Origin of the sequence: Modestobacter sp. I12A-02662 (assembly GCF_041028325.1) — a bacterium.
GTDB lineage: Bacteria > Actinomycetota > Actinomycetes > Mycobacteriales > Geodermatophilaceae > Modestobacter.
In genome coordinates, this window is sequence record NZ_JABGDE010000011.1 from 1 (window position 1) to 15,458 (window position 15,458).

Here is a 15,458-nt window from a genome sequence, read left to right on the forward strand (position 1 = left end):
TTCGACGGCGTGCTGACCACCTGCGTCTTCGGCTGGGACGCCGAGGCGCGCGAGTCCGGCGCCCGGATGCTCACCGCGATCCGCGAGCTGGTCACCAAGCACTTCGGCGACGCGGCGCCAGCCGGTGCCGAGGCCGGTCGGCCCGCGGCTGACACGTCAGGGCCGAACTTCCCGCAGACGCCGTTGCCCGACGACACCGCTCCCTGACGGATCCACGTTCCCCTAGGAGGGGCCATGACGACAGCGACACCGACCACGCACATCCCGCACTGGATCGGCGGCGCCCGGCGCGAGGGCACCAGCGACCGGACCGCGGAGGTGACCGACTCGGCGACCGGTGAGGTGATCGGTGCGGTCGCGCTGGCCTCCACCGCGGAGGTCGACGCCGCGGTCGCCGCCGCCTCCGCGGCATTTCCCGCCTGGCGGGACACCTCGCTGGCGCGGCGCACCGCGGTGCTCTTCCGTTTCCGCGAGCTGCTCAACGCCCGCAAGCCGGAGTTGGCCGCGATCATCACCGCCGAGCACGGCAAGGTCCTGGACGACGCCCTCGGCGAGGTCTCCCGCGGCCAGGAGGTCGTGGAGTTCGCCTGCGGCGTTCCCTCCCTGGTCCGCGGCGGTTTCACCGAGAACGCCTCGACCAACGTCGACGTGCACTCGGTGCGCCAGCCGCTGGGCCCGGTGGCGATCATCAGCCCGTTCAACTTCCCGGCGATGGTCCCGATGTGGTTCTTCCCCGTCGCGATCGCCACCGGCAACACCGTCGTCCTCAAGCCCAGCGAGCAGGACCCGTCGGCGGCGCTGTGGATGGCCGAGCTGTGGAAGGAGGCCGGGCTGCCCGACGGCGTCTTCAACGTCGTGCAGGGCGACAAGGTCGCCGTCGACCGGCTGCTGGAACACCCCGACATCCAGGCGGTGTCCTTCGTCGGCTCCACCGCGATCGCCCGCTACGTGTACGAGACCGGCACCCGGGCGGGCAAGCGGGTGCAGGCCCTGGGTGGGGCGAAGAACCACATGGTGGTGCTGCCCGACGCCGACCTCGACCTCGCCGCCGACGCCGCGGTGAACTCCGGGTTCGGCTCGGCCGGGGAGCGGTGCATGGCGATCAGCGCGGTGCTGGCCGTCGGCGGGGTCGGTGATGACCTGGTCGCCCGGATCGCCGAGCGCACCGCCACGCTGCGCACCGGCGACGGCCGCAAGGGCGCCGACATGGGCCCGCTGATCAGCCGCCGGCACCGGGACCGGGTAGCCTCCTACGTCGAGGCCGGTGAGGAGGAGGGCGCCAAGCTGGTCGTGGACGGCCGCGCGGTGACCCCCGACGGCGGGCAGGACGGCTTCTGGCTCGGCCCGACGCTGGTGGACCACGTAGAGCCGCGGATGAGCGTCTACCGGGACGAGATCTTCGGCCCGGTGCTGTCGGTGCTGCGGGTGGACACCTACGAGCACGCCGTGCAGCTGATCAACGCCAACGAGTACGGCAACGGCACCGCGATCTTCACCAACGACGGCGGCGCCGCCCGGCGGTTCCAGCACGAAGTGCAGGTCGGGATGATCGGCATCAACGTGCCCATCCCGGTGCCCATGGCCTACTACTCGTTCGGCGGCTGGAAGAACAGCCTCTTCGGCGACACCCACGCCCACGGCGCCGAGGGCGTGCACTTCTTCACCCGAGGCAAGGTCGTCACCAGCCGCTGGCTCGACCCCAGCCACGGTGGGCTGAACCTCGGCTTTCCACAGAACGCCTGAGCCCGGTCGGCGCCGGTGAGACCCGCCTCCGCCGGCGCCGGCCGCCCGACCCGCCTGACCCCACGGCCCCGGCGTCATGTCCGAGCGCATGCCGCCCGGAAGGGGTTCTCATGCCGCTGGTCTGCATGGACGTCGTCGAGGGACGGCGCACGCCTGAGCAGTTGCGCCTGATGGCCGACACGGTGCAGGAGGTCATGCTGGACGTCATCACCACGCCACCGCGGGACCGGTACCAGATCGGCACCGAGCATCCCCCCAGCAACTGATCTGCGAGGACACCGGCCCCGGTCTCGAGCGCACCGACGACCTCGTCGTCTTCCGGGTGTTCCAGCAGGAGGGCTCCGAAGCGCGAAAGCGCGCCGTGTACGCCGGGCTGGCGAAGAGGCTGGAGAGGTCACCGGTCTGACTCCCGAGCGACCTGATCGTGTCCATCATGGGCAACTCCCGCGAGGACCCAGACCGTCGATGTCCGGTCGGGACCACGCCGGACATCAGTGCGGGTGGCGGCGGTGGAACCGCAACCGCTGTGCCGCCTGGAGTGCGTCCCGCGCCCTGAACGCCGGCGACTCAGCCGTTGGTCCAGGTGGCGGGCCGACCTCATCGAGCATCCGGTCGACCGCCGTCACCAGAGCGGAGTTGAGCTCCCAGAGGCCGGCACGGCTACGGGGGTCACCGAGCAACACGTCCTCGACCAGAGCCCGGCCACTGCGCAGTGCCACCAGGGACCCGGTCAGGCGCTCCTGCGCGAGCTCTCGGTTTCGGGGTTGGGCGACGAGGGAGTGGTTGAACTCCGTGACGACGTTGCCCATGCGCTCCAGCAGACTGGCGGTGGTGCGCCGGACGGTGTCGGCGTAGGCGGCGTCGTCCTGGATGCCGGTCCGCTCCCGGGTGGCGTCATCGATGGCGCGGAATAAGGTCCGCAACGAGACCGAGGTGTACTCCAGCGCGTCGAGGCCGGCCCGCATCCCCATCCCCATCGGCGGAGCGCCCAGCGCCCGTACGTTCAGCCGTCGGCTCTCCTCGGCGTGGGTCAGTGCGCGATCGACACGGGGCACGTGCCGGTTGAGGCGCCGGGCGTCCTGCAGCCAGCGCGTGGACCGGTCCACGGTCACCGGCCCGGCGATGAGGCCGGCTGCCGCGTCGTACAGTAGCCCTGCGATCTCGTCGGCGAACTTCTGGACCGCCTGGACGGCATACCGCGTCTGCACCGCTGGCGGGAACAAGACGTTGACGAGCACACCGACGGCCGCCCCGATCAGCGTCTCCACGACGCGGCCGGCACCGACTGACTCTGCTCCCGAAGCCCCCACTCCCAGCACCAGCATGGCGCTGATCGGTACCTCTACGAGGTGCGGGCCGAGTCGGAGCAGCTGCCCGACCACGATGGCCGCTGCGACGAGTGCTGCCAGGCTCCACCAGGTGAGCCCCACGACCGCGACGAACACCACGGCGAGGGCCACGCCGGACACGACACTCAACACTCGCTGCAAACTGCTGAGCAGGGTGCCGCTCAGAGTTGCCTGCACCACCAGCAGTGCGGTCAGCGCCGCGATCAAGGGGGGTGGGTCGTGCAGTCCCACCAGCTGGGCGACGAGGAACGCGGCGACCGTCGCCCCCGTCATCCGCGCCGCGCGGAAGGCGGCGGTCCGGCCCCGTTTCTGCAGCAGGGTGAGCGCTCTCCCGGTGACATCCCCGAGGGTCCGCGACCGACTCTCGCGCAGCGGGAACACGTCGCCATTGTCGGCGACCCGAGAGCGTTGCAGTCCACGGCGCGCGGCGCGCCGCCCACGGGTCGCGAGGGTCCAGGCCCGTGGCCTCAGATGACGGGTGGCCGTGGTCGCGATCGAGTGAGCATGGTCGCCTCAGGTGGGATGGACGACGGCCAGTCTCGCCACCGCACGGACCTGATGGCACATCGCATGCCACACCCGCAGGAGGATCGGGGACTCCGGCAGCCCGCCTCGCACGGCGCCGGCCAGGAGTTCCGGGTGGTGGCCATGCCGAGTGCAGCGCGAGGTGGGTGGTCCCGTCGGCGGGTCCGCCCCGGTCAGCTCGGTGACCCGGCCAGCCGGGTAGTACATCGTCGCGCGGTGCACGTGCAGCGCGGCGGCCTCCGGCCCGTTGCACCCGTGGTGAGGTCGGCCCCGAACGTGCAACCCGCGTTGTTTGGGACGCCTTACCAAGGCCCGGCCCGCGATTGAGCACCTGATTGGACTGTCCGACGTGGTGGAGGTGGGCGACGAGGACCTCAGCTGGCCCTACCCGGGCCGCGAGGACGAGGACGTGGCGCGGTAGTGGCTGGTGACAGGGACGGCCCTGGTCGTGGTCACCCGTGGCGCCGAGGGTGCCCTCGCGGCCACTCGGTACCTGTCCGTGCACCAGTGCTCCCGGCGGACCGAATTGGTCGACACGGTGGGGGCGACTCCCTCCACCGTGGGGCTGCTCGACGGGCTCAGTCGCGCTGGCCTGCCGGGGGGAATCGGGCGGCGCCCGGGGCGGTCGACGAGCCGACCTTGAGCCGCGTGCAGGACGAGGCTGGCCGGGTCGCGGTCATCACCTGCTCGCGGCCGGGCGCCGCTCCGCCGACCCGCGCCGAACTGGGCGCCGACTGACTCACCCCCGCCGGCGGCGACGCGAGGCTCTGTCGGACCGAGGGCATCTCAGCGCGCTCCTGGCCGCACGTGGGGGACAGGCCGCCGACTTCACCGCCGCCGACGTGCGCGGGATCGGCACGGTCCCTGGGTGAGCAGGTGCGCAGGTGCGTGTCCGTGGACGACTGCAGACGTGCGGCTGAGCCGGCTACGGCAGTCCGGGTCGGGTCTGCGTGGACGTTCGGCGGGTGTGTCCATCAGCCGGGTCTGACCACGTCGGGCGCTCGGGGGAGCGGCGTCCCAGCATCCTCATAGCCGCTGGCCAGGCAGCGCCGAGTGCGGCGTCCGAAGGTGGGGACGAACAACGGTCCACCGAGTCAAGGAGCACGCGTGTCGCAGCGTCCGCCGTCCGGCCTCGCCTACGAAGGCCGTCGCCTTCCACGTCCCCACGAGGAGGTCGCGGACCAGGGCCTCGGGTTCGACCTGGACACCCTCGTCAGCCGGCGCCGGCTCCTCGGCCTGTTCGGTATCGGTGCCGCCGGCATCGGGCTGGCTGCGTGCGGTTCCAGCAGCGGGTCGTCGTCGAGTTCGTCGGCGGGCTCGTCGTCGGCCGCGGCCACCGCCTCCCCGGGGGAGATCCCTGACGAGACAGCCGGCCCGTACCCGGGTGACGGTTCCAACGGCCCGGACGTGCTCGAGCAGAGCGGCATCGTGCGCAGCGACATCCGCTCCAGCTTCGGCGACGCCAGCGGCACCGCCGAGGGCGTGCCGATGACGCTCACCCTCACGCTCAGCGATCTCGCCAACGGGGGACTGCCGTTCGAGGGCGTCGCCGTCTACGCGTGGCACTGTGACCGTGACGGGGGCTACTCCCTGTACTCCGACGGGATCACCGACCAGAACTACCTGCGCGGAGTGCAGATCGCCGACGCGAACGGCACGGTGACCTTCACCAGCATCGTCCCAGCCTGCTACACGGGGCGCTGGCCGCACATCCACTTCGAGGTCTACCCCGACCGAGCCAGCATCACCGACGCGACCACCGCGATCGCCACCTCGCAAGTCGCCCTTCCCCAGGACGTCTGCGACACCGTCTACGCCACCCGTGGCTACGAGTCGTCGGTGCGCAACCTCGCCCAGCTCAGCCTGGACAGCGACAACGTCTTCGACGACGACGGCGGCGCCAGCCAGCTGGCCACCGTCACCGGCGACGTGTCTACCGGCTACACCGTCTCCCTCGCCGTCGGCGTGGACACCGGCACGACCCCCACCGGCGGTCAGCTCTCCGGTGACGGCGCCCCTTCCGGCGCCCCGCCCGGCGGCGGACCGGCCGGCACCCCGCCCAGCCCCCCGGCCTGACCGACCCGTCCACGCGGAAGGACTCCCGTGAACATCGGACCCACGAGGTCGGCCTCATCGTGCTCGCCGTCATGCTGCTGTTCGGCTACAAGAGGCTCCCCGACGCCTCGCGCTCCCTGGGACGCTCCCTGCGCATCTTCAGGGGAGAGATGAACGACCTCCGCGACGACCCGCACCCGGCCCGGGCAACCGACACCACGCCGACTGCACCGTCTGCACTCCCGGCATCCGCGCGGCCCGCGCCGACAACGGCCGGCCACATCGGCGGAGCTGCAGCGATCAACCGACCGCAGCAACCTGCGCAGGAGGAAGCGGAAGCGTCGTGAGTTGGCACCAGTCGCGCGTCGCGTCCGGTGAAGCGCTGACGTCTCGGTGCTACTGGCCACTGCCTGGACAAGGGCAGTGAGCCGGCGGGTGGGAGTCGGTGCGGCCCCACGTCGGACCCCGGGCGGATCCTAGCCATCCGCTCGCTTGGGCAACGCTTGACGGGTACGCCAGACCTGGAGTCAGCGCAGGTCAGTCACTCGGTTCTTGACCACCGTTTCGACCACCAATGCTCCTTGTTCTGGTTGGTTCGCCGCGGTCCGGAGCGGTTCCGTATGGCCGCGGGCTGCATAGACGTACCTCAACGAACCCCGACAGACGCATTTCGCACGTCTGAGGGTCAAGGGGTCGCAGGTTGGAATCCTGTCAGCCCGACAGCGGGAAACCGCAGCGCAGGGGCCGTGTCCGGTGAGATCCGGACCGGCCTCTGACCGCTGTCCGGGGTGGTTTGACCACCATCAGGTCACCTCACTCGCCGAAGGCGGTGCCGAGGACGTCCATGGCGCCGCGGGAGGCCTCGGGCGCGACGTCCCGTGGACGTCACCGGTGATCGCGATCGAGGAGTGGCCGAGGATCTCCGACACCACCTCGAGCGGGACGCCGGAGGTGAGCATCACGCTGGCCGCGGAGTGCCGAAGGGTGTGCAGCCCGGCGTGCGGGATCCCGGCCTGCGTGGCGGCGACCTCGAGCGCCCGCACCGCGTTGCGCGGGTTGCAGGGCTCGCCGGTCCCGGTGGTGAACACGAAGCCGGTCTCCCGCCAGAGCGGGCCGGCCCGCCGCTCCCTGTCCTGGGCGGCTCGGATGCCGTGGAGGAGGCGCTCGGCGGGGGCGAAGATCGGTACGACGCGTCGGGACCTCGAGTGTTTCGCATTCGACCGGGGTGAACCGTCCCAGCCGGCGTTGCCGGTGTCGGCGGTGGTAGGTGCGCTCGTTCCTCCCGGTCGGCGATCTTGAGCCAGGGCTGCAGACAGGACTCCGAGATCCCGAAATCGCGGGCGACCTGGGCGACCGACGCCTGGCCCCTGCGAGCCACAGCGATGACGTCACGCCGGAACTCCGGCGGGAACGGCGCGGGCACGGTGCTGATCCTTCCAGCGCTGCCGCAGCCTCACAGGCAAGGAGTCAACCGAACCGGGGCAGTCCCGGACCTCCGGGTCGTCGGTGAGGCGTCAGACCCACACCTTCGCCCGGAGGCCCTCCTGATGTCTCGCCCGCTACGCCATCAACAACGCTCGTGGTCACTACAGTCAGACAGGTCGGCTGAGAAGGCGTCCCCAGCGCGGGCCGAGTGGCGCTGCGCCGATCATGGCCAGGCACCGCCACAGTGTGACGGCCACCGAGTCCAGCACGGGAACGCCGCCGTCGCGCTCCATGTCCTGGACGATCGGCGCGCCGTAGAGGTTCGTGCACAGGTAGGCGAGGGCGTCGGGACGCAGTCCGTCCGCTCCGGCGGCCAGTTCGAGCGACGGCGTCACGAGGTCCTCCGGATCGACGCGCGCGAAGGCTTCGTTCACCGACAGACCGAGGTGGCGTTCGTCGACGACGGACACCCCTTCGGCCGCGTAGCGGGCCGCGACCGCCAGGTTGACGTCACGCGTGTACGGGGTCAGCAGGCCGATCCGGGTTGTGCCGAACGCCGCGAAGGCGTCCAGGTAGGCCAAGGTCGAGGTGGTGGCGGGAACGCCGGTCGCCCCCTCGATTCGCCGCACGGCCTCCCGGTCCTGATCGGGGCCGAGCCACGATCCGGCAGTGCCGTTCCAGGCCAGCACGTCGACGTCGGCCGTGGTGAGCAGTTTCGCGGCGGCGACCATGGACGTGTGGTCGAATTGCCGGTCGGCGTCCGGGTCGAGGGCTATCCGGGTGACCTCGATACGCGTGAAGTGCACGGTGACGTCAGTGCGGTCCCCGAGCATCCGGTAGGTCTGGGGCTCCAGGCAGGTGTTCGACGACGGCACGATCATGCCGATCCGTCGGGGTCGGCCGGGCATCAGTTGTCGCTCCCGGCGCCGGTGGCGGTCGCTTCGCGGATGCCGAGGCGGTGGATGAACCTGCCTGTCGGGCCGGGATCGGCGAAGACGCCGTCCTCCAGCACGACCTGGCCGGCGCAGACGGCCACCGACAGCCACCCGGCCAGGGCGAGCCCGCCGAAGGGGGAGAAGTCGGTGTCCATGTGGAGGTTGCCGTCTGCGACTGCGAGCCGCTCCCGCTGCCAGGGCACCGAGTGGTCCCAGGCCGTGACGGCGCCGTGCAGGGCGACGTCCCACCGTGCCGCCTCGGCCGGCCGCATCTTGTTCTCGGCTGCTTCCAGCGGTGACTTGCCGCGGTCGGCGGGGATCCCGAAGTCGATCCCCGTTGTGGTACCACCCCACAGGGCGGCGATCGTCGCCGTCGTGAAGTCGGCGAGCGAAGACCAGGAGCCGGTCACCTGCTGGATGTGGCAGTGTTCGTCCACCCCGCCGGGGATCACGACGCGGTCGGCTGTGTCGATCGAGCGGCGCGCGGCCGGCAGGACCCCCACGGGTGCGGCTCGGTCGTGGGGAACCACGACCCGCCCGTCCCGGATGCCGATGTGGCAGTCCGTCGTGGAGGTGGCGTTGGTGATCAGGAGATCCAGCATCGGGTTCACCGACGGTCCTTTTCGGTGGGGGAGTGGGGAGGGGGGCGATCCGGCGAAGGCGTAGCGGCGGTTGCGGTCACTGCGATCGCTGTCCATGGTCGACGAGCTCCAGGGCGGAGGTGAAGTCCACGACGGGGAAGTCGCGGCGTAGGTCGCGGGCCACACCGGCCAGCGGGGCTCCGGCGAGGACGACGACGTCGGCACCGCCCTCGTCGACGACCGCAGGGGCCAGCTGCAGGAGCGAGGTCCTGACGTCCTACTGAACCGAGCCGGTGTGCTTCACGGGGTTGGCGAATCGGGCGGATGTCGACCAGTCGGTGTCCGGTGATCGCACCCTCTGAGTGCCGGGGCACCCGGCCCCTCCGATCCATGCTCCGCGGGGCTTCCGGCGCCCGGCGCATCATCTGGCCCTCGTTGGGGTCGGCGGCTGCCAGGATCTGGTCGACGTCGCCGCCGGCGGGGTGACCGTCTTGGCGGCCGACCACTTCCGGCTGATCGGCCGCGCGTGGGAGGCGCTCGGCGCCCGAGCACGGACCGGTCGACGCACGAAGGGTCAGCCGGTCGACCGAGGAGGCATCAGTGCCGAAGCTCGATCGTCTCGCGGAGCCGTGGGGGTCCCGGACGCCGTACGGACCGGGCGAGACCTGGCCGACGCGCGTGGACACCTACCTCGCCGACGGGCTGACCGTCGACGACGTCGACCGCTGGGTGCCGTCGGCGACGATCCTGCACCCCGATGGCGACGGTCTCGACATCGCGGTGGAGGACGAGAAGATCGTCAGGGTCCGGGCCGGACGATCGACGGGGTCAACCACGGGCGGCTCGGCCCGAAGGACCTGTTCGGGTGGCAGGCCCGCTCCACGGCGGCGCTGCGCCGCTCCCGGCCAGACGGCGACGTCCACGCGCTCTCGCAGGGCCGGCCCGCCCGGGCTTGTGCCCCACCACCGGCGGTACGCCGGACATCGAGGAGGACGAGATGTACCAACGGCCTTACGAGCTGACCGCGGGACCGGATGGACTGACCGCGCGGATCCGCGCCCGGGGCAACGACGTGCTGCGCAACCCGATGCTCAACCGCGGCACGGCCTTCACCAGGGACGAACGCGAGGCGCTGGGCCTCGTGGGCCTGCTGCCGAATGCCGTCTCGTCGGTCGACGGGCAGGTGCGGCGCACCTACCAGCAGTACAGCGGCCAGCCCAGCCCGCTGGCCAAGCACGTCTACCTGGCCAGCCTGCGGGACCGGAACGAGATCCTCTTCTACCGGCTGCTCGCTGAGCACCTCGAGGAGATGCTGCCGATCGTCTACACGCCGACCATCGGCGAGGTCATCGAGCGCTTCAGCCACGAGTACAACCGCCCGCGCGGGGTCTTCCTGTCCATCGAAGAGCCGGAGGACATCGAGCGGGCACTGCGCGACTACGGTCTCGGCCCGGACGACTGCGACCTCATCGTCGCGACCGACTCCGAGGGCATCCTGGGCATCGGCGACCAGGGCGTCGGCGGCATCCAGATCTCCATCGGCAAGCTCACCCTCTACACCGCGGCCGGGGGCATCCACCCGCGGCGCGTCCTCCCCGTCGTCCTCGACGTCGGCACCGACAACCTCGGGCTGCTCAACGACGAGATGTACCTCGGCAACCGGCACTCCCGGGTACGCGGTGAGCGCTACGACGAGTTCATCGACGCCTTCGTGACCGCGGCGACCAGGCTGTTCCCCAACGCGCTGCTGCACTGGGAGGACTTCGGCGCGGACAACGCCCGCCGGATCCTCCAGAAGTACGACGACGTCTGCTGCACCTTCAACGACGACATGCAGGGCACCGCGGCGGTGGTGCTCGCCGCGGTCCTCGCCGCGACGCGGGCGGCCGGCACGCAGCTGCGGGACCAGCGGGTGGTCGTCTTCGGCGCCGGCACCGCCGGCATCGGGATCGCCGACATGCTGCGCGATGCCATGGTCCGGGACGGCCTGGGCGCCGAGGACGCGACGCGACGGTTCTGGGCCCTGGGCAGCAGAGGCCTCCTCACCCACGACCAGGCCTCGCGCATGCGCGACTTCCAGGTGACCTACGCCCGGCCCGCCGCGGAGGTGAGCGGGTGGGCGGCTGCCGACGGGGCGATCGGGCTCGCCGAGGTCGTGGAACGGGTCAAGCCCACGATCCTCATCGGCACCTCGACCCAGCCGAGGGTCTTCACCGAGCAGATCGTGCGCACGATGGCCGAGCACGTCGAGCGACCGATCATCCTGCCGCTGTCCAACCCCACCTCCCGGTGCGAGGCGCTCCCGGAGGACCTGATCCGCTGGACCGACGGCCGCGCGCTGATCGCGACGGGAAGCCCGTTCCCGCCGGTGGACCACGACGGGCGGACCTACACCGTCGCGCAGGCCAACAACTCGCTGATCTTCCCGGGCCTGGGGCTGGGGGTGTCGGCGGTCAAGGCGCGGCGCGTCAGCGAGGGCATGCTCGCCGCGGCCGCGGCCGCGGTCGTCGACATGTCCGACGCCACCCGCCCGGGCTCGGCCCTGCTGCCGCCGGTGGACGATCTCCGCCCGGTGTCCGCCGCGGTCGGCATCGCGGTGGCCCGGGCCGCGGCCGAGGAGGGGCTGGCCCGGGTGGAGCTGGACGACCCGATCCAGCAGGTGCACGCCGCGATGTGGCGGCCGGAGTACCCGCGGATCGAGGCGATCTGAGCGGCCGGCCAGCGCTCAGCCGAGCCGCCTGGGCCACACGGTGAGCCGGGCCTCGCCTGGTGATGAGTCCGCCGAGCGCCTCGCCTCCGGTCACACCGCTAGGGAGCTGAGCGCCGCCACGGCCGCCGCTCAGCAGGTGACGCTGCTGGTGGCACGACCTCGACCCCACGGGGGGCAGGAGCGGGACGGTTACGCTGCGCAGGACCGAGTCGTGCCCTGACCGCCACGTCGTGCTCACGCGCGTTGACGGTGGGGGCGGTCCACATCTCCGGCTCGTCCGTCCTCGACGGGCAGCGGAGGCCCCAGCCGAGTGGCCGCGGAGGCAAGATGGCACGTCGTTCCGGTCGGTCCACGCGCAGCAAGCGCGCCGCGCTGCCCCTCTTCCCGTTCTTGCCGGCTCCTCCGCGCAAACGGAGAACCGCTGCCCGCGCGACCAAGGCCGTGCCGCTCGGCCTGCCGGTGCCCGGACCGGCGCGCCGCACCGGAGCGCCCCGGACCAAGCCCGCCCGACCGGTGGGCGGACGCTGGCTCCGCGCCAGCCACAGCGGACCCGCCGGGGCGCGGTCCTACGACGTCTACCTCCCCGCCGGCCACCGGCGGTCCACGCCGGTCCCGCTGGTGATGCTCCTGCACGGCTGCAATCAGACCCCTGAGGAGTTCGTGGCCGCCACGCGCTTCGCCGCGCTGGCCGACCGCAACGGCTTCGTCATCGCCGCTCCACGCCAGACCCGCGGCCACCAGGCAGGCGGGTGCTGGCGCTGGTACGAGTCAGCGCACCAGTCCCGCGGAGCAGGGGAACCGGCCATCCTGGCCGGCATCGTCGCGGAGATGACGGCCGAACGCTCCCGCTGGCGGATCGACCCGTCGCGGGTCCATGCCGCCGGCATCTCCGCCGGCGGGGCCATGGCACTCGTCCTGGCCGCCACCTACCCGGACGTGTTCGCTGCGGTCGGCGTCCACTCGGCGCCGGCCTACCGGTCGGCCGACAACGGCCTGCGGGCACTGGCCGCGATGCGCGGTCATGGGGCGGTGGTCCGGCCCCTCCCCGGCGCCCGCATGGCGCCCCTCGTCGTCTTCCAGGGGACGGCGGATGCAGTGGTGCACGCGCGGAGTGGTCCTCTGCTGGCCGAGCAGTGGCTGGCGCACGACGCCGCACGATCGCCCGGGCCGCGGGACCCGCTGCGGATCACCCGGTCCCGCGCAGGCCCGCCGCGCACGGCCGGCGGTCGCCGGTTCACCGTGACCCGCTGGTACACGGCGCGGGGGCGCAAGCAGCTCGAGCACTGGCAGGTCGAGGCGCTGGCACACGCCTGGTCCGGTGGGCTCGCCGGCGGTTCGTACAGCGACCCCCGAGGCCCTCGGGCCAGCACGGCCATGTGGCAGTTCTTCGCCGCGCACAGTCTCTGACGGCCCGCGGAACCGTCGGGGCGGGAGACCCGGTGATCGACGCTGGAGCGCCCACGCCGATGGCGGCCAGCAGGAGCGCAGCCGAGCCCGAGGGTCACGACGAGCTCGTAGCGGCCCGGACAGCACGACGGTGAAGATCGCAGCTCTCCCACCTGCGGGAGCGGTACGACCGCGCACGAGGCGAACCGCCCGGACGTGTCTGCGGATGAGCGCCGCCCGGGGGGTCCGCCCACGGTCGCTGCGAGGTCGGGTCACCGGTCGCATCAGGTCGCCCGGCCCGTAGGGGAGGAGAACCGGAGGAGGACAGGTTCCTGGCCAGGCTCAAGACAACGTCGATCGTCCGCATCGATGTAGAGTTCTCTGGTCGTTGGTCCCTGAGCCGTGGGCTCAGGAGATGCCGATGCTCCGATTCGATGGTCGAGCCGATGACTGGACACGAGCAGCCCGGCCTGCTGTGGACGCCGACCCCTGAGTCGGCCCGGGGTACCCGCGCCGCCGACTTCGCCCGCTGGGTGGGGCGTCGGCGCGGGCTCGACTTCGGTGACCCGCCGGACTACGACACGCTGTGGCGGTGGTCGGTGGAGCACCCTGATCAGTTCTGGGCGGATCTCGCGGGGTGGAGCAGGGTGCTCCCCGGTGTGCCGGACGACGAGGTGCTGACCGACCGGCGCATGCCTGGTGCGGTCTGGTTCCCGGGGCGCAGGCTCAACTACGCCGAGCAGGCGCTGCGGTGGGACCTCGCCGGCCCGGCGCTGGTCGTCGTGGACGAGGACCACGCGCCGGTCGAGGTCTCCTGGGCCCAGTTGCGGGGTCAGGTGGGTGCCTTCGCCGCGACCCTGCGCAGGCTCGGCGTTCGGGCCGGTGACCGGGTGGCCGGCTACCTGCCGAACGTCCCCGAGGCAGTCGTCGCCTTTCTCGGCGCAGCGTCGATCGGTGCAGTGTGGTCCTCGTGCGCGCCGGACTTCGGAACCCGCGCCGTCCTCGACAGGTTCGCCCAGATCGAGCCGGTCGTGCTGGTCTCGATCGACGGTTACCGGTTCAACGGCCGCGAGCACGATCGCCGGGACGTCGTCGCCGAGCTCCGCACCGCGCTGCCGGGCCTGCGGGCGACGATCGCCGTGCCCCGCCTGCACCCCGCCGAGGTGCCCGCCGGGACGCTGCCTTGGGCCGAGGCAGTCAGAGAGCCCCAGGAGCCGGTGTTCGAGCCACTGCCCTTCGACCACCCGCTGTGGATCGTCTACTCCTCAGGCACCACAGGCCTGCCCAAGGGCATCGTCCACGGCCACGGCGGGATCGTGCTCGAGGAGCGGAAGTTCGTCGGGCTGCACCTCGACGTCGGTCCGGGCGACCGCTTCTTCTGGTACGCCTCCACGGCCTGGATCATGTGGAACATCTCCGTCTCTGCGCTGCTGACCGGAGCGACGGTGATCCTCTACGACGGGGCGCCGACGTACCCGGACCTGGACGCCCAGTTCGCCCTGGCCGCGAGCACGGGCATGACGTACCTGGGCACGAGTGCCGGCTACCTGACCGCGTGCGAGCGCGCAGGCCTGCGACCGGGGAAGACCCGCGATCTGTCGAGACTGTCCGGGGTCGGTTCCACCGGGTCACCGTTGCCGGCGGCGGCCTACCGCTGGGTCTACGACGCGGTCAAGCAGGACGTCGTCCTGGGCTCCACCTCGGGGGGAACGGACGTGGCGACCGCGTTCATCGGTGCCTCGCCGCTGCTGCCGGTGACCGTCGGGGAGCTGCAGCGGCCCCTGCTCGGGGTGGCGGCCGCGGCCTGGGACGACGACGGCCGGCCGGTGGTCGGCGAGGTCGGGGAACTCGTCGTCACCGAGCCGATGCCCTCGATGCCGCTGTACTTCTGGAACGACGCGGACGGGCGCAGGTACCGGGAGGCCTACTTCGAGCCCTGGCCCGGCGTGTGGCGGCACGGCGACTGGCTCGAGGTCACCGAGCGCGGTACCTGCATCATCACCGGCCGGTCGGACTCCACCCTCAACCGCGGCGGCGTGCGGATGGGGACCGCTGACATCTACGCCGCAGTCGAGGCCATCCCCGCCGTCCTCGACTGCGTGGTGCTGGGCGTCGAGGAGCCGGACGGCGGCTACTGGATGCCCTTGTTCGTCCAGTTGACGCCCGGTGCGCAGCTCACCGACGAGCTGGTCGCGGAGATCAAGACCGCGATCCGTCGGACGGCCAGCCCCCGGCACGTGCCGGACCAGGTGATCGCCGTCCCGGGGGTGCCCCACACCCGTACCGGCAAGCGGCTGGAGGTGCCACTCAAGCGGCTGTTCCAGGGCGTGGACCCGGCGAAGGCGGTGAACAAGGGCGCGGTGGACGACGAGGCACTGGTCGACCACTACATCGGGCTCGCTCAGCGGCGCATGAGCCGAGAAGCCGGGCGCGGACATGTCCCGGCTCCCGGAGCCTGAGCACTGGCCTCCTGGGCGGGGTGTCGTACGGCCGGGAGTCGGCCGGCGAGCGGGGCTCTTCCGCACAGAGCACTTCGCCCGGATGCGCCGTCGCAGCCCTTGCCCACCTCCCGCAGCTCGTCGTCGACCACGAGGCGTTGCGCGAGCACATCCTCGGCGGCCACATCGCTGGACACCCGCACCGGCACGACCACCTCAGCGTGAACCTGCCTGCGGCGGCCCTGCACGGGGTCGTCGGCGGTCGGCTCAGCGCTGCACCGCCCCGTGCCGGGCGTCGTGACTCGGGCCGA

General features: G+C 71.9%; 12 protein-coding genes and 2 pseudogenes. 9 read left to right on the forward strand and 5 right to left on the reverse strand.

Features of this window, described 5'->3' with window-relative positions:
* From HL189_RS16445 to HL189_RS16460, 4 genes and pseudogenes are all read left to right on the forward strand, one after another.
* A pseudogene (locus HL189_RS16445) lies at positions 1-207 on the forward strand (sugar phosphate isomerase/epimerase); the annotation flags it as partial.
* A gap of 27 nt (positions 208-234) precedes the next feature.
* Positions 235-1,743 carry a CoA-acylating methylmalonate-semialdehyde dehydrogenase gene (locus HL189_RS16450; RefSeq protein WP_369134795.1) on the forward strand — a complete coding sequence of 503 codons (1,509 nt, stop codon included), beginning with the start codon at positions 235-237 and terminating at the stop codon, positions 1,741-1,743.
* A gap of 110 nt (positions 1,744-1,853) precedes the next feature.
* A complete protein-coding gene (locus HL189_RS16455; RefSeq protein ID WP_369134796.1) occupies positions 1,854-2,009 on the forward strand; it encodes a tautomerase family protein in 156 nt (51 codons plus the stop codon).
* Positions 2,009-2,149: a tautomerase family protein gene (locus HL189_RS16460; protein ID WP_369134967.1), complete on the forward strand. Its 141-nt coding sequence runs from the start codon at positions 2,009-2,011 to the stop codon at positions 2,147-2,149. The genes HL189_RS16455 and HL189_RS16460 overlap by 1 nt, the downstream gene beginning before the upstream one ends.
* An 85-nt stretch (positions 2,150-2,234) precedes the next feature.
* Here HL189_RS16460 and HL189_RS16465 read toward each other — a convergent pair whose 3' ends face one another.
* A complete protein-coding gene (locus HL189_RS16465; RefSeq protein ID WP_369134797.1) occupies positions 2,235-3,473 on the reverse strand; it encodes an aromatic acid exporter family protein in 1,239 nt (412 codons plus the stop codon).
* 1,251 nt (positions 3,474-4,724) lie between these two features.
* On the opposite strand from HL189_RS16465, the gene HL189_RS16470 reads away from it, so the two are divergent.
* Together HL189_RS16470 and HL189_RS16475 are read left to right on the forward strand one after the other, a co-directional pair.
* Entirely contained in the window at positions 4,725-5,693 is a 969-nt protein-coding gene (locus HL189_RS16470; protein WP_369134798.1) for an intradiol ring-cleavage dioxygenase, read from the forward strand.
* A gap of 59 nt (positions 5,694-5,752) precedes the next feature.
* Positions 5,753-6,019 (forward strand): twin-arginine translocase TatA/TatE family subunit, encoded by a 267-nt coding sequence (locus tag HL189_RS16475; protein WP_369134799.1) that lies wholly within the window; start codon positions 5,753-5,755, stop codon positions 6,017-6,019.
* A gap of 456 nt (positions 6,020-6,475) precedes the next feature.
* Here the strand turns inward: HL189_RS16475 and HL189_RS16480 are convergent, their stop codons facing one another.
* The 4 genes and pseudogenes from HL189_RS16480 to HL189_RS16495 all read right to left on the reverse strand — a co-directional run bounded on the left by HL189_RS16480 (position 6,476) and on the right by HL189_RS16495 (position 8,643).
* A complete protein-coding gene (locus HL189_RS16480; protein WP_369134800.1) occupies positions 6,476-6,760 on the reverse strand; it encodes a tyrosine-type recombinase/integrase in 285 nt (94 codons plus the stop codon).
* A gap of 188 nt (positions 6,761-6,948) precedes the next feature.
* Positions 6,949-7,095 (reverse strand): annotated as a pseudogene (locus HL189_RS16485) (transposase); the annotation flags it as partial.
* A gap of 169 nt (positions 7,096-7,264) precedes the next feature.
* On the reverse strand, positions 7,265-7,978 hold the full coding sequence (locus HL189_RS16490; RefSeq protein ID WP_369134801.1) for a hypothetical protein: 714 nt from the start codon (positions 7,976-7,978) through the stop codon (positions 7,265-7,267).
* 26 nt (positions 7,979-8,004) lie between these two features.
* Positions 8,005-8,643 carry a hypothetical protein gene (locus HL189_RS16495; RefSeq protein WP_369134802.1) on the reverse strand — a complete coding sequence of 213 codons (639 nt, stop codon included), beginning with the start codon at positions 8,641-8,643 and terminating at the stop codon, positions 8,005-8,007.
* A gap of 967 nt (positions 8,644-9,610) precedes the next feature.
* Here HL189_RS16495 and HL189_RS16500 point away from each other — a divergent pair.
* The 3 genes from HL189_RS16500 (at position 9,611) to HL189_RS16510 (ending at position 15,168) form a co-directional block, all read left to right on the forward strand.
* Complete coding sequence (locus HL189_RS16500; protein ID WP_369134803.1) at positions 9,611-11,323, forward strand: NAD-dependent malic enzyme; 1,713 nt, start codon at positions 9,611-9,613, stop codon at positions 11,321-11,323.
* A 327-nt stretch (positions 11,324-11,650) separates the two neighbouring features.
* On the forward strand, positions 11,651-12,730 hold the full coding sequence (locus tag HL189_RS16505) for a PHB depolymerase family esterase (RefSeq protein WP_369134804.1): 1,080 nt from the start codon (positions 11,651-11,653) through the stop codon (positions 12,728-12,730).
* Between the two features lie 425 nt (positions 12,731-13,155).
* On the forward strand, positions 13,156-15,168 hold the full coding sequence (locus HL189_RS16510) for an acetoacetate--CoA ligase (protein ID WP_369134805.1): 2,013 nt from the start codon (positions 13,156-13,158) through the stop codon (positions 15,166-15,168).
* Positions 15,169-15,458 lie beyond the last annotated feature (290 nt).

Excerpts from the sequence above, each read along its gene's own strand:
- HL189_RS16450 (WP_369134795.1), top strand. The coding sequence starts at position 235 with ATGACGACAGCGACACCGACCACGCACATCCCGCACTGGATCGGCGGC.
- HL189_RS16455 (WP_369134796.1), top strand. The coding sequence starts at position 1,854 with ATGCCGCTGGTCTGCATGGACGTCGTCGAGGGACGGCGCACGCCTGAG.
- HL189_RS16490 (WP_369134801.1), bottom strand. The coding sequence starts at position 7,978 with ATGATCGTGCCGTCGTCGAACACCTGCCTGGAGCCCCAGACCTACCGG.
- HL189_RS16500 (WP_369134803.1), top strand. The coding sequence starts at position 9,611 with ATGTACCAACGGCCTTACGAGCTGACCGCGGGACCGGATGGACTGACC.
- HL189_RS16505 (WP_369134804.1), top strand. The coding sequence starts at position 11,651 with ATGGCACGTCGTTCCGGTCGGTCCACGCGCAGCAAGCGCGCCGCGCTG.
- HL189_RS16510 (WP_369134805.1), top strand. The coding sequence starts at position 13,156 with ATGACTGGACACGAGCAGCCCGGCCTGCTGTGGACGCCGACCCCTGAG.